The 14110-nt window shown below is 69.5% G+C and carries 12 protein-coding genes and 1 other RNA gene; 8 read left to right on the top strand and 5 right to left on the bottom strand.

Annotated elements, in window-relative coordinates:
• The first annotated feature begins 148 nt into the window (after positions 1 to 148).
• From LZC94_11350 to LZC94_11335, 4 genes are all read left to right on the top strand, one after another.
• Positions 149 to 1768 carry a cadherin-like beta sandwich domain-containing protein gene (locus LZC94_11350; protein ID WXB17847.1) on the top strand — a complete coding sequence of 540 codons (1620 nt, stop codon included), beginning with the start codon at positions 149 to 151 and terminating at the stop codon, positions 1766 to 1768.
• Entirely contained in the window at positions 1765 to 3057 is a 1293-nt protein-coding gene (locus LZC94_11345; protein WXB17846.1) for a PQQ-like beta-propeller repeat protein, read from the top strand. The genes LZC94_11350 and LZC94_11345 overlap by 4 nt, the downstream gene beginning before the upstream one ends.
• Positions 3058 to 3147: 90 nt before the next feature.
• Positions 3148 to 3471 carry an iron-sulfur cluster insertion protein ErpA gene (gene erpA, locus LZC94_11340; protein ID WXB17845.1) on the top strand — a complete coding sequence of 108 codons (324 nt, stop codon included), beginning with the start codon at positions 3148 to 3150 and terminating at the stop codon, positions 3469 to 3471.
• Positions 3472 to 3921: 450 nt separating this feature from the next.
• On the top strand, positions 3922 to 4836 hold the full coding sequence (locus LZC94_11335) for an RNA polymerase factor sigma-32 (protein ID WXB17844.1): 915 nt from the start codon (positions 3922 to 3924) through the stop codon (positions 4834 to 4836).
• A gap of 9 nt (positions 4837 to 4845) precedes the next feature.
• Here the strand turns inward: LZC94_11335 and LZC94_11330 are convergent, their stop codons facing one another.
• Positions 4846 to 5799: an Rpn family recombination-promoting nuclease/putative transposase gene (locus tag LZC94_11330; GenBank protein ID WXB17843.1), complete on the bottom strand. Its 954-nt coding sequence runs from the start codon at positions 5797 to 5799 to the stop codon at positions 4846 to 4848.
• Positions 5800 to 5816: 17 nt separating this feature from the next.
• Positions 5817 to 6713: a LysR family transcriptional regulator gene (locus LZC94_11325; GenBank protein ID WXB17842.1), complete on the bottom strand. Its 897-nt coding sequence runs from the start codon at positions 6711 to 6713 to the stop codon at positions 5817 to 5819.
• 93 nt (positions 6714 to 6806) lie between these two features.
• Between LZC94_11325 and LZC94_11320 the strand changes: the two genes are divergently transcribed.
• Positions 6807 to 7703, top strand: coding sequence for an NAD-dependent epimerase/dehydratase family protein (locus tag LZC94_11320; GenBank protein ID WXB17841.1), 897 nt, complete (start codon positions 6807 to 6809; stop codon positions 7701 to 7703).
• 385 nt (positions 7704 to 8088) lie between these two features.
• Here the strand turns inward: LZC94_11320 and rnpB are convergent.
• Positions 8089 to 8503, bottom strand: an RNA gene (gene rnpB, locus LZC94_11315) — RNase P RNA component class A.
• A gap of 63 nt (positions 8504 to 8566) precedes the next feature.
• On the opposite strand from rnpB, the gene LZC94_11310 reads away from it, so the two are divergent.
• A complete protein-coding gene (locus LZC94_11310; protein ID WXB17840.1) occupies positions 8567 to 9577 on the top strand; it encodes a hypothetical protein in 1011 nt (336 codons plus the stop codon).
• Here LZC94_11310 and LZC94_11305 read toward each other — a convergent pair.
• Complete coding sequence (locus LZC94_11305; GenBank protein ID WXB17839.1) at positions 9512 to 11374, bottom strand: hypothetical protein; 1863 nt, start codon at positions 11372 to 11374, stop codon at positions 9512 to 9514. The genes LZC94_11310 and LZC94_11305 overlap by 66 nt on opposite strands.
• On the bottom strand, positions 11371 to 11967 hold the full coding sequence (locus LZC94_11300) for a Maf family protein (protein ID WXB17838.1): 597 nt from the start codon (positions 11965 to 11967) through the stop codon (positions 11371 to 11373). Before LZC94_11300 ends, LZC94_11305 begins: the two co-directional genes overlap by 4 nt.
• 94 nt (positions 11968 to 12061) lie before the next feature.
• Between LZC94_11300 and LZC94_11295 the strand changes: the two genes are divergently transcribed.
• Entirely contained in the window at positions 12062 to 13198 is a 1137-nt protein-coding gene (locus LZC94_11295) for a hypothetical protein (GenBank protein WXB17837.1), read from the top strand.
• On the top strand, positions 13195 to 13992 hold the full coding sequence (locus LZC94_11290) for a DNA-binding protein (protein WXB17836.1): 798 nt from the start codon (positions 13195 to 13197) through the stop codon (positions 13990 to 13992). The genes LZC94_11295 and LZC94_11290 overlap by 4 nt, the downstream gene beginning before the upstream one ends.
• Positions 13993 to 14110 lie beyond the last annotated feature (118 nt).

Below are 14110 nucleotides of genomic sequence, written 5' to 3'. Positions count from 1 at the left end.
CACCCGATCGTGCCCGCAATGCGGAACCGAGATCGTTGAAAACGCTGGCTTCTGTGGTCGCTGCGGCGCCCTGATCGCAGAGGCGGAGAAGGCCGCACCCCAAGCGCCCGCGGCATCACCGAGCGGGCGTGGACCCGCAGCCGGCACCATGATTGGCCTGTCGGCTGCGGACGTCTTTCCCGCGCAGCAGCAGACGGTGCCGATGGCCGCGCAATCCGCGCATGCGGCGCAGTCTGCGCATGCGGCGCCGCCCGTGCGCGAGAATCGGACGATGCTGGGGGTGGCCATGCCGGGGATCGCGCCCACGAGGCCCGCGGCGGATTCGCCTGCGCCGGCCGCACCCGGATCACCTGGTGCCGGGCCGATGCGCAGCGAGAACCGCACCATGCTGGGCGTAGCCATGCCGGGGATTGCCCCCACGCAGGAGCCTGCGCCCATGGCGCCGATCGCGCGTGCGCCGCTGGCGCCGGCGGCCATTCCGCCCATCGTGCCGCCTCCTCCCCCGCTCTTGCAGGAGCCGCTTCCGCAGGCGCCGGTGGTGCCAAAGAAGGGCGGATTTCCGCTCGGGGTGGTGGCGGGGCTCATCGCGGTGTTGGTCGCGGGCGCGGGGGTCGCGGTTTACTTCTTCTGGAGGGCGGGCGCACCGTTGGTGGTGCGGCCGCGTTTGGGCGCGCAAGGAAACGAGCAGCTGCAGCTGGTGTGCTCCAGTTGTCCGGATGGAACGACGGCCGCGCTCGGCGGCGCGAGCGCGACATTCAAGGACAAGGAGGCGTTGCTCGAGCTTACGAGCCCGCTCAAGGTCGGCGACAACCCGCTGGAGATCCGGCTCGATCGGCCCGGGATGGGGCGCGATGAGTCGGTGAAGGCATCGATCCCGGTGCCCTACCGTATGAAGGTCGATCTGTCGGGCACGACCGATCCCATCGTGGTGCGGGTGGAGACATTGCCCGGAACGGTCGTGAAGGTCGATGGACGCGACGTGGCGCTCGACGGCGAGGGGCGCGGCGCGCAGCCGGTGGACGTGCGCGCGGAGACCGAGGGCGCTTCGGACGAGGGCAAGGTCCTCGAGAAATCGATCCCCTACGAGGTGACGCCAAAGGGCAGCGCCACCGAACGCGGGACGCTCACGGCGCGGCTCGGGGTGGTGCCGCTGCACATCGACGCCCCCAGCGCGCGCTTGATGACGGACCTCGATCGGTTCGTGGTGGCGGGGCGCACGGCCAAGGGCGCGAGCGTGACGGTGAACGGGCGGCCCATCGAGTCGGGCACCGGGATCTTCTTCGGCACCTTCGAGCTGCCGGCGGGCAAGGAGACCCCGGTGGAGATCCGCGCCTCCGCGCCGCACGTAGCCGCGCGCACGGCACGCTATTCGGTGCGGCGGGTGGCGAGCTTGGAGGCGGAGGCCAAGTCGTTCGAGGCCGCGAACCCGCTCGGCTACGATGCCGTGGCGGCGAACATCGAGGGGCACATCGGCAAGGACATCGCGATCGAGGGCGAGGTGCGCCAGGCCCGAACGGTGAACCACCAGACGGTGATCATCGTGGACGACGCGCGCGGGTGCGCGAAGCACCCTTGCCTGGTGCGCGTCCTGTACGGCGGGGATCTCGATCTGCAGCCGCGGCAGGAGCTGAAAGCCTACGGGCGCGTGACGCGCGGCTTCAGCCCCAGCGACGCGGCGACCCCGGGCGGAAAGCCGATCCCCGAGGTGGAGGCCGATTTCGTGCTGCGCGCGAAGCAAGGCGCTTCGAACGGCAGGAAGTCGAAGTGATCCGCGCCTTCCGCGCGAGCTGGGCACGGCGCGCGGCGCTCGTCGGCGTCATGGGAGGTGCGGCGCTGGGCATCGCGGCCGCGGCCTCCGCCCAACGGGTCGAGCCGGGGAGGCCGCGCACGGTGATCGTCGGGGCCTCGCGCGCGCTGGCGCCCACCGATCGGGTCGACGCGCGCCGCAGCGGCTTTTCACGCACGCGGCTCCCGGCTTCCGGCTTGCGCACGAGCTTTCGTCACGCGTTCGAGCAGGTCATCGAGCACGCGCCGCTGGTGCTCGACGATGGCAGCATCGCGGTGGTGGTGAACCGCAACGAGCTGGTGCTCCTCGCCGGCGATCGCACGCCCAAGTACGTGGGCTTGCTCGGGGGCGGCGCGCTGGGCCCCCTCACGGCGCTCTCCGACGGGACCATCGTGGCGGTCAACTCGGCCGGCGAGGCGCTTGGGGTGCGCCATGGGACCGTGCGTTTTCGAACGCGCCTTGGCGGGGAGCGCTCGCTGGCCGGGCGCGTATCGCCCCTCTCGCTGGAGGACGGCGGCGTGGTGGTGGCCACGTCGACCGAGCTCGCGGCCCTCGACGCCGAGGGGAGCGTGCGGGCGCGGGCCTCGGTGCCGGAGCCGCTGGCGACGCCGCTCCTGGCGGCGCGCGGACAGGTCCTGGCGGTGAGCGCGACGGGCGCGGTGTACGGGTGGATCCCGGGGCGGGAGGCGCAAAAAATCGGCACGTTCGGCGCGCCCATCGATGGCAGCGCGGTGCTTGGGGGCCCCTCGACCTTGCTGGCCGTGGTGGAGGGAACGCGGCTCGCGGCGATGGACCTCGCGCACGGTACGGTGGTGACGCGCTCGTCCGTGCAAGCGGGGGTCTACCTCGGGCCGCCCGCGCTCCAGGGCGAGGTTGCGCATCTGCTCTCGATGTCCCCTGGCCGAACCTTGCTGGTGGCCATCGATGGGGCGGGGCAAGAGCTCGCCCGCCATCCCGTCTCGACCTTTGCCCCGATGGCCCTGTCGGACGGTGGGCAGCTGGCGCTGGTGGCGCCGACGCACTCGGGCGTGCTCGTCGATGGCGCGGGAACGGTCGCGTTCGCGACCCCAGAGGGATTCATTGGGGTGGCATCCGCCAACACCGGCGTGCGCCTGTTGGGCGAGACGCCTTGGGCCACGCGCATCACCGCGGCGGGCAAGCCGCGCAGCGGAAATATCGTGGGAATGGCGCCGACGCGCGATGGATTCGTGGTGGTGTCCGACACGGGGAACCTCGTCGAGGTCGTCGGTGCCGAGGCCGCGGGGCGCTAGGCGCGAGCCGCAGGGGCAGCGCGGCGCGGGAATCTCGGGGGGCTCCCCTGGCGCGGATGCGGCTCCGTCCGTATAATCGCCACAATCACTATGATCACCATCACTGAGAAAGCCGCCACGAAGGTCAAAGAGATCGCCTCCGCCGAGGCCCTCGAGGGGCAAGGGTTGCGTTTGCGCGTCGTTGGCGGTGGTTGCGCCGGCTTCAGCTACGACCTTTATTTCGAGGACGCGGTTGGCGAGATGGACGAGGAATACGAGTCCAACGGCGTCAAGCTGTATGTCGACCCGCTCAGCCACCAGTACCTGGAGGAGACGGAGATCGACTACGTCGAGGGCGTGCACGGCTCCGGGTTCAAATTCAACAACCCGAATGTCAAAGGCACCTGCGGTTGCGGGTCGTCTTTTTCGGCTTGATCGGCCCCGGCTGATCGCGGGCTCGCGTACATTTTCGTTGTGAAAGGCCGCCGGTGTCGCGCGCGCGTACGAACGCGTTGCGATGACCGGCGGTTTTGCGTGGAGCGGCGCGCCGTTTTTGAAGCGTCGCCGCGGGGGCGGTGCAGGGCGGGATACGCGCGGCGGTTCTACGGTCGCGGCGCTGAAAAAGTCGCGGATTGGGCGAACCGCAAGCGGGCGCCGGACTGCCACGGGAGGGCAAGATTGCCACGTGGCGAACGATGCCAGACGGCGGCTAGCGCGATGCGTCGACTTGCTGAGGTGGCGGTTTTTCGCCGACGCCACGTCAAGTCCTTGACGACGGGAGCGTGGACGGACTGCTCGCACTGATCCTGCATCGATGCGCGGCGTGGACAACGCCAGCATCGTCCTTTCTTCGGCACGGGGCGCCGAGATGCGGAGGGAGCGACCATGATGAAGAGTTCCCTCGATCCGAATTCGAGCGTCTCGCGGTACATCGCGCGCGTGCAGCGAGCACCCGCTTTATCGCGCGAAGACGAGTGGGCACTCGCCGTGCGGGTGCGCGACCTCGGCGATCCCGAGGCCGTGGGGGCGCTGGTGGAGGCGAATTTGCGGCACGTGGTCGCGATTGCTCTGACCTACCGCCGCTACGGACTGCGCCTTGCCGATCTGATCTCCGAGGGAAATGTGGGCCTGATGACCGCCCTTCGGAAATTCGATCCCGACCGCGGAACGCGTTTCGTGACCTACGCCGCGCACTGGATCCGCGCGTACATTCTCGACTACGTGATTCGCGCGTGGAGCATCGTGGGCGTTGGAGCCGGTCCGTTGCGCTCCAAGGTGTTCTTTCGACTCCGAAGGGAGAAAGCAAAAATCTCGGCGCTCACCTCCGACTCGGACGAAGTCGCCGAACAGCTCGCGAGCCGTTTTGGCACCACCAAGGAAAAGATCTCGCAGCTCGCGCAGCGGGTGGAGGCGCGCGATCTGTCGCTCGACACCAAGGCCCACGACGATACGACCGCATCGATTGTCGACGCGCTCCCCTCCCCGCTTCCCTCGCAGGAAGAGCGCTTTCTGCGCTACGAGCGCACGCACGAGATCGAGCACCGGGTGCGCGAAGCGCTCGACGAGCTCGATCCACGCGAGCGCTACATCGTCACCGTCCGCGTGATGGCCGACGATCCCGACGAGCTGAGCCTCGCCGAAATCGGACGCCGCCTGGGCGTGTCGCGCGAGCGGGCCCGCCAAATCGAGTCGCGTGCCAAGATGAAGTTGCGCCGGCGTCTCGGTCAGGAGCTGGAGATGAAGGGCGCGATGGTCGCCGAGGCGGAGACGCCTGTTGCGACGACCGGCAAAGCCGCTTAGCGGCCGAGTCTATGCCGATGTGAGGGCGGCCGCGACCGTGTCGGCGGTGAGGCTGCGATCGAGCCATTGGTCGAGGGTGGCGAGGTCGGAGCACGCATCGATGCGGGCCTCGTCCTCGGCGGAGATGGCGAGCCCGCGTGCGCGCAGCACGCGGCGCAGTGTGGTGCGAGCTTGGATAAGCTGGCCCTCCGTGTGCCCTTCCTTGTGCCCCTCTTTGTGGCCCTCTTCGCGCCCCTCCCGCCGGGCGAGCGAGAGCGCGCCGCGCTCGTCTTGAATGGCCATGCCCGCGCGGATGTACGCCTCCCACTCTTCCTCGGAGAATCGGGCGGTGCGGGCAGCATCCAGCGCGTCGAGGTGGGGTTTTTGCGCGAGCACGGGCGGAACGGATTTCAGCTTCGAGGCCTCGCGGAAGAAGTAGGCCCACTTTTCAATCACCGTTTGCGGCTCGCGCGTTCGGTCGAGCTTTGGCAGCTCCAAAAAGACGAACTGGAGCTCGGGCAAGCCGACCCGCCGCGTGTGCTGCTCCTGCATGCGCCAGCGGCTCAAGAGCGGCACCTCCGCCTCCGGCCAGAGGTTGAAATCGCAGATGGTCACGCCGATGACGTCGTTCAGCGTCGGGTAATGCTCCCCGATCCCCAGCTGGCTCGTGTAGGCCTTGGCCACGTTGTAGACGACGCGCTTCTCGAAGCCCTCCACATTGAGCACCTGCATCTCGACCACGTACGTGGTGCCGCGTGCATCGCGGCACTTCACGTCGACGATGGAGTGTTTGAGCTCACTTACCTTCGGACGCTGTTCTGCCGACAGCAACTCCACCTGCACCACCCGATGCGCCTCGTCGAGCTCCAAGAGATCGTTCAGCAGCGCGACGAGCAACGGCTTGTGCTCTTCCGTACCGAAGATCGCCTTGAATGCGTAGTCGGTTCGAGGATCGGCAAAGAGCGGCCGCATGACGGCGCTCATTCTACCATCGACGCACGTCAGAGGACATCGAGCGACCGCGGATACTCGGTGGCCAAAAAGTCCACGAAGGCGCGCACGCGCGGCGAGAGATGCCGCTGCTCCGGATAAACGGCATACACGTTGGGCCCGTACGAGGGGTACTTGGGAAAGAGCGCGCGCAGCCGACCCGCGCCCACGTCGGGCGCGGCTACGATGCGCGGCAGAAGCACGACGCCTGCGCCGGAGAGCGCCATGGCCAGGAGCGCGTCGCAGTTGTCGGCCGCGAAGGGGCCGGTGACCGACACGGTGACATTGCCGACGGTCCACGTCTGGCGTTTGCCGTCGCGCGCGTACGGCAGGCAGTCGTGCGCCGCGAGATCCTTGGGGTGCCGCGGGGTGCCGCGCCTTCGCAAGTAGCGCGGGGCCGCGCAGATCGAGGTTCGGGTGGGACCGAGCTTGCGCCGGATGAGCGGGCCGTCGGCCGCCTCGCCCATGCGAAGCGCCACGTCGAAGCGATCGTCCACCAGATCGACGAAGCGATCCGTGAGACTGAGCTCGCAGGTGATCTCGGGGTACTGCGCGAAGAACTTCGGCAGCTGCTTGGTGAGCCAGTGGCGGCCCAGATCGACGGGGGCCGTGATGCGGAGCAGCCCGCGCGGGCCGTGTGCCTCGCGCAGCGCCACCTCGGTCTCGGCGAGCTCCGTCACGATGCGCTGGCCGCGCTCGTAGAGCCACAAGCCCTCGGCCGTGGGGTGGAGCGCGCGCGTGGTGCGCTGCAGGAGGCGCACGCCCAGGCGGCTCTCGAGCTTGGCCACCACCTTGCTCACGGCCGAGGGCGACGCGCCGAGCAGGCGCCCGGCCGCGCTGAAGCTCCCGGTCTCCACCGCGTGGACGAAGGCGGCGAGGCCGGTGAGCGGCTCTTGAAGGATGGTCATTCGCGAATTCTAGGAACGAGTCCTGCGAAAGAAACGGGTCTATCGAGCGTAAATGGCGCGACCTAAGGTCCGGGGCAGCAAAGGAGGCGGACCATGAACATCTTTTTGGCGGGTGCGACGGGGTACATCGGCGGGACGGTCGCGGAGCGGCTTCGGCGGGCGGGGCATCGGGTGCGCGGGCTCGCGCGCACGGAGGAGCGCGCGTCGGCGCTGCGCGCGCGGGGCATCGAGCCCGTGCTCGGGAGCCTCTCGGACTTGGCCGCCCTCACGGAGGCGGCGCGCGAGGCGGACGCCGTGATCAGCGCGGCCGACGCCGACCATCGGGCTTCGGTCGACGCGCTCTTGCGCGGGGTGGAAGGCTCGGGGAAGCGGTTCCTTCACACCAGCGGCTCGAGCATCGTCTCCACGGACGCCAAGGGCGAGCTCGTGGCCGACGTCTTCGACGAGGACACGGACTACGAGCCCATCGCGGACAAGGCCGATCGCGTCGCCACCGATCGCGCCGTGCAGCGCGCGGCGAACCAGGGGGTCCACTCCATCGTGATCTGCCCGACCATGGTGTACGGCGACGGCCTGGGGCTGAAGGTGGAGAGCATCCAGATCCCGAACATCGAGCGCGAGGCGCGCGCGAGCGGCGCGGCGCACTGGATTGGGCGGGGTGCGAACGTCTGGTCCAACGTCCACGTAGAGGACCTGGCCGATCTGTACCTGCTCGCGCTGGAGAAGGCGCCCGGGGGTGCGTTCTACTATGCCGAAAACGGCGAAGCGGACCTGAAGACCGTGGTCACCGCCGTCGGGCGGCGGCTTGGGCTGCCGGCGGCCAGCCTTTCGATCGAGGAGGCCGCGCGCTTCTGGGGCTTCGCCGATGCGCACCTTCACCTTGCGTCCAACAGCCGCGTGCGCGCCAAGCGAGCCCGCGCCGAGCTCGGGTGGAAACCGCACCATCCGTCCATCGTCGCCTGGCTCGAAAATACGTCCCCGCCGCGGTGAACGGGCGCAAAAAGCACGACACTTGCGACCCCTCGCGGTGAACGGGCGCAAAAGCGCGACACCGGCGACCCCTCGCGGAACGCGGCCGCAAAAAGCACGACACGGTCCCTCGCGGGAAACGCGGCCGCAAAAAAGCACGACGCCGGCGACCCCTCGCGGTGAACGCGGCGCAAAAAGCACGACGCCGGCGACCCCTCGCGGAACGTGGCCGCAAAAAATCGCGACACCGGCGACCCCCTCGCGGTGAACGGGGCGCAAAGAGCACGACACTTGCGACCCCTCGCGGAAACGCGGCCGCAAAAAAGCACGACGCCGGCGACCCCTCGCGGAACGCGGCCGCAAAAAAGCACGACGCCTGCGCTCCCTCGCGGGAAACGCAGGCGCGTGGTCGACGTCGTCCGTAAGCCGAGTTCTGTTCCGCGCAAGGGTTGCCCTTTGCGCGGCAGCGATCATTCCTCTAGGGCGGCCGTTACCGGACGCCTCGAGCAGCCAACCCGCAGGCTTGGGCGAGTAGCCCTTGTAGCGCCTGCCTACGCGGCCTTGCTCCCGATGGGGTTTGCCATGCCATCGACGTTGCCGCCGATGCGGTGGGCTCTTACCCCACCGTTTCACCCTTACCTCGCGCGGAGCACGAACGTGCGCCGGGGCGAGGCGGTTTGTTTTCTGTGGCACTCTCCTGGGCGTTTCCGCCACCGGGCGTTACCCGGCATCGCACTCTTTGGAGCTCGGACTTTCCTCCCGTTCGTCAAGTGGGCCCGGAGGCCGTCGTTTTCGAACCGGCGATCGCTTGTTCGGCGTCGACGAAGCGCAAAGTGGCACTTTGCGCGACGCTTCGCAATGAAAGCGTGATTAAGTCGCGCGCGATGCGCACGAAGACGATTGCATGGACGCTTTCTCTCGCGGCTTACGCGACCCTCGCGACCTCCGCGACCCTCGCGACCGGCTGCGGTTCCGGCCCCCTTGCCTTGCACACGCCGACCCTCAGCCCCAACCCGCGGCAAGGCCCGCCCGTGCTGGACTTCGAGCCCATCAGCCCCCCGCTCGATCCCGAGGCGGCCATCGTGGTGCCCGGCGGGGTTCGAGCCCCGGGGCCGGCGGCCGTGCTGGCTAGCGGGATCCGCAGTGAAATCGAGGCGCGCGCGTTTCACGGCGGCGAGCCCGGCGGGTATGTCGCCCGCTGCCGGCTGGATCGATTCGCCCTGCGGCGCGCCTCGGACAAAGGGCACGGCTATGTCATCGTCTACGCGGACTTGGGCTGCGAGGTGAAACGCAAGGCCGACCAGGCGCCCGTCTGGCGCGGCGAGCTTCGCGGCCGCAGCGCGGCCCTCGGCACGCTCCAGTACTTCTCCGATTCGAGCGTGATGGATCAGATCCTCGCCGACCGCGCCATCAGCGACATGACCCGCGAGCTGGCCAGCGATCTGGCCATCCGCGTGCTCGATCTGGAGGGAAAGCCCTCCGCCCGTGTGTTCGCCGATCAGGACGCCGAGCGCCAGCTGGCCGGGGTCAACGACACCCCCGCCGGCGCCGCCGCGCTCACCCAAGATCCGGAGACCGTACGCCCCTTCGCGGACGCCGCCCACCGGCGCGATCTCGACGATGTCTCGCGCGCGGCCGCCTGGAACGCCGTCGCCATGGCCAGCGCGCCCGATCGGCCCTGGCTCGGCGGGATCGAGACCGGCATCGACAAAAATACGTTCATCCGCTTCTTTCAGTACAAGGCGCTCGCGCGCCACGCGACACCGCCCACGTTGCGCGAGCTCCGCACGGCGCGCGGGAGCGAGGAGAACGATCTGCTCCTCGAGTTCTTAAAGGATCTCGAGGTGCCCGGCGGTCTCGCCCTCACGGGACGCTTTCCCGGCCCCGGTCCCTGATCCGAGCACCCCACACGCCAGCGCGGAGACGAACGGTACGACCACCAGGCCGTACCGCCCGGCGCCAAAGAACACCGCGTGCGTCGCGGCCGTGGCGGCGATGACGGCGGCGGTCCAGCCCAGGAGAAAACGGTCGGCGGCGTCGTGTTCGAGGGCGCGCTCGGCCGCGAGCAGCGCCAGCACCAGGTACGCGGGCCAGCCCGAGGGCGACAAGGCGAGCGCGATGCCGGCGACACCCAAGGCCACGCGCATCGCGCGCCGTGCACCTTGGCGCGCGGCGAGGGCGACGAGGGCCGCGATCAGGAGAAGGCGCGAGACCACCGTCTCGATCGCGCCGAGCACCACCTTGGCGCGCTCGGGGAAGGCCTGCGAATTGGAGACGTGGAGGTACCAAGGCGCGGCGCCGAAATAGTCGAAGGTCACCGCGAGCTTCTTGGGCATGCGGGCGAGCCAGCCTACGGGCGCTCCCCGGATATTTCGGCGCGCGACCCGCTCCAGGCAGACGTCCTTCTGCGCCTCGTCCCACACGGTGCTGCACGCGTCGGGAAAGCGGATCTCCTCCCACGCGCCGCTCTTCGTTTCCTCGCCGATGAACAGGTTCCACCCGGCGTTGACGCTCACCAGCGCGCATCGTTGCATATGCAAACAATTGCGCACCGTCCAAGGCGCGCACACGAGAACCGTCGACGCGCACACGAAGGCCGCCGCGAACGCGCGCGCGCGAACGGAGAAGCCCGGGCCGAGCGCGAGCCCCCCGAGCACGGGGGCCAGCACCAGCGACTGCGGGCGCACCAGGGTCGCAAGCCCCATCACGATGCCCGCGGCGCCCAGACGAAGCGCCAAGCTTCGCGTGCGCACCACCGAGCGCGCCGGCGCCGCAATCGCCGCGGCAAAGACGAGAAACGCGGCCGTCACACCCTCCGTCATCACGGCCGCCGTGTACGGAACCAGCGCGGGGTGAAGCCCGACCACCAGCGCGGCGCCAAGCGGCACGATCCACGGTGCGCGGACGCGCAACCCCAGCGCGCCGATGCGCGAGCCCAGCGCCGCGATCCGCGAGCCCAACGCGGCGATGCGCGAACCCAGCGCCGCGATCCGCGAGCCCAACGCGGCGATGCGCGAGCCCGGCGCAGCGATCCTCGAGTCCGGCACGGCGATCCGCAAGTCCGGCGCCGCGATCCGCAAGTCCGGCGCCGCGATCCGCAAGTCCGGCGCACCGCTCCGCGAGCCCGGCGCACCGATCGGCGAGTCCGGCGCACCGCTCCGCGATTCCCGCGCACCGCTCCGCGAACCCGGCGCACCGATCGGCGAGCCCGGCGCACCGCTCCGCGAATCCAGCGCACCGATCGGCGAGCCCGGCGCACCGCTCCGCGAATCCAGCGCACCGCTCCGCGAACCCGGCGCACCGCTCCGCGAGCCCGGCGCACCGCTCCGCGAATCCAGCGCACCGTTCCGCGAACCCGGCGCAGGCGCACCCGTGTCGACCAAGCGGTACACGGCGAAGGTCATCGCCGCGCCGAGCAGCGCGTTGATCACCATGGCCACGACGGGCCGCGCGCCAAACACCACATACCCCAACGCGAGCAGCGCCGGGTAGCCCACCGGGTAGTGCGCGGCATACGTGACCGCGCCATCGGGCCAGAGCCAGGTGTAGCCGTGACCTTCCGCCATGCGCGTGGCCAACACGTGGTAGTAGGTCCCGTCGCCTGCGGGCGGGAAGCGATCGCACGCCCACACGACGGTCGCGAGGCGGACGGCCAACGCGAGCGCCGAGGCCAGCGCGGCGCCGTATTTCATCGCGGCGCGTGGCGTTGCAGCGCGACCACCAGCTCGCACGCGGGGAGGCCCACCACGTTGGAATAATTGCCGTCGATGCGGGAGACGAACGATGCGCCAAAGCCTTGGACGGCGTACGCGCCCGCCTTGTCCGCCCCCTCCCCGCTCGCCGCGTAGTCGCGGATTTCTTCGTCGGAGAGCGCGCGGAAGGTGACCTTGGTCGTCACGGTCTCCGCGTGAAAGGGCAAGCCCGTCGCGCTGGATGCGAGCGCAAAGCGCGTCTTCACCTCGTGGGTGTCGCCGGCGAGCGCGCGCACCATGGCCTCGGCGTGCTCCACGTTCGCAGGCTTTCCGAGGATCTCGCCGCGGTGGATCACGCTGGTGTCGGCCACCAGAATGATAGCGGCCGTTTGCTGCTCCGCCTCGTCGAGCAAAGCATGAACGGCGCCGAGCTTGGCCCCTACGACCCGCTCCAAGTACGCGTCCGGGCCCTCGCCGGGTTGCACGGTCTCGTCGACGTGCGGGATGCGCACGAAGAACGGAATGCGAAGCGACTCGAGGATCTCGCGACGGCGGGGCGAGCCGCTGCCCAAAACCAATCGCGCCGCGGCCATTCGTGTAGGCGTAGGTTGGTCCGACGATGAGAACGACACGCCGGGCGTTCTAAATCAACGAGCGCCAATGTGCACCATGATAACGTGCCCGCGCATGCGCCGATCGCGGCCTTTCGTGCTTCCCTTCGTCCTCGGGTCCTTCGCGGCGGCGTTCGCGCCGAGCGCGGCCCATGCGCGCTGCGACAACCCGCTCACCAACACGTGCATCGACAGCGATACGCTCTGGCCCCACGCCGGACCCTCGCGCTTCGTGGGCGTGGGCGGCACCGAGACGGTTGCACCGGGACACATCGGGTTCGGGCTCGTCACGTCGTACTTATCGCGCCCCATCGTTCTGCACCTGCCGACACCGGGGCCCACCGGCACGGACGTCAACGCGGTCGACAATCAAGTCAACGCCACCTTCCTCTTCGCCTACGGATTGACCAAACGGCTGGAGCTCGATGCGGCGATGCCGCTCACCTTGGTCCAGAGCGGCAGCGGCGTCAGCGGCATCACCGCCGGCGAGCCCTTGCGCGACACGGCCCGCCGCGATTTGCGCTTCGGGCTCACCTACGCCATCGTCCCCCGCGAAAGCCCTGCGCCATCCCGGGATTCGGGGACTTCGCGCGACAAGGGAGGCGATGCGCGCGAGGTGCGACCGTGGTCGCTCGCGGGGCGCTTCGTCGTGTCGGCCCCCACGGGGGATACGGGGCAATTCGCCGGCGACAAAGGCGCGGTCTTCGTGCCGTCGCTCGCGGCCGATCTGCGGCTCGGTCGGTTCTTTGGCGGGGTCGAGCTCGGCGCGCGGCTGCGGCAAACCTCGGAGTTCGTGGGCGCGCGCATCGGCACGCAGGGGTACGCGGCGCTCGGCGCGGGCTTCGACATTCTGCCGCGGGAGCTCCTCAGCGTGAGCGGCGAGGGCCGCGTGCTTCCAATTTTCACCGAACAACACGGGCTCGTGCAAAGGGGCGCCTTCCTCGGGAGCGAACCGAACGGAAAACACATCGTGCCCGCCGAGTGGACCGCGGCGCTTCGGAGCGCCCCCTTCGCCCAGGCCGACGTGGCCTTTCAAATCGGCGGAGGCGGCGCCATTCCCTTCGGCGATGACGCGGTCACCACGCCGCGCTTTCGCTTCACCCTGGGCATCGTGTATGCGCCCAGAGCACCACGCGCTGCTTCTTCTTCCACCACGCCCACCGCGCCTGCACAGCACGCGGCATCGGCCTCGATGTTCCCAATGATGCGATGAAAACGACCCTGAGCGAAAAAGTTCGTTATCTGCTTCTCAACGGCACCCGCGGGGAGCCCCTCCCCGACGCGGTGGCCACCGCCTGCCGCGATCATGGCATCACACGCGTCTGGTTGCGCGGCAGCGGCGTCGTGTCCGATGTCGTGCTCCGCACCGTGAGCGAAGGTGCCGGCGCACCGGATGTTCTCCGGCGCATCGCCGGGCCCGTGCAGCTCTTGTTTCTCGAGGGGAGCCTGGGCATCGCCGAGGGCGCCGCGCTCTCCTTGCGCGGGGTGCTCGCCCGCGAGACCGATCGCGGCATGGACACGCTCGCCGGTGAAATCGTGGCCGCGCGCATCGTCACCTTCGAGGCCATCGCCACCGCGCTCGACGGGGCGGGCGCCGAGCGCACGGATCCGCTCGCTCCCCCCGTGCCCGCCGTCACCGCCGTCCCGAGCCCCGCGGCCACCCCGGCACCCGCCGCCGAAGAACGCATCCAGCCGCCAACCACCTGGTCGGACGCCATCGCCGCCTCCACCGGCGTGCGGGAAGTGGTCGGCACGAACGCCCCCGTTCCACCGCGCCCCATCCGCCGCGGCTCCGACGACTTCGACACCCTCTTTCCCGAGGCCGGCGATCTGGTCGATCACTTCGCCTTCGGCCGGTGCGAGGTCCTCAAGAGCGACGGCGACCGCCTGCACCTGCGGGTCGGAAAAGACAGCCGCATCCGCGAAATCGCATTGGAAATGCTCCGCGTACAGCCTTTGGCGCCCGTGGGCGACAAGCGCCTCTTTCGCCTCGATCGCAAGCTCTAACCGCGTCTCGCTCGCTTCTCGTGCAGGTCTGCCAGGTCGCGCAGATCGCGCAAGGCCGGCAGATCGCGCAGATCTGACAGGTCGCGCAGATCTGGCAGCTCGCGCAGGTCTGGCAAGT

It is taken from the genome of Sorangiineae bacterium MSr11954, assembly GCA_037157815.1.
Taxonomy (GTDB): domain Bacteria; phylum Myxococcota_A; class Polyangia; order Polyangiales; family Polyangiaceae; genus Pendulispora; species Pendulispora albinea.
Note: the sequence above shows the minus strand (reverse complement) of the source record. Positions and strands in the feature narration are given on the sequence as shown.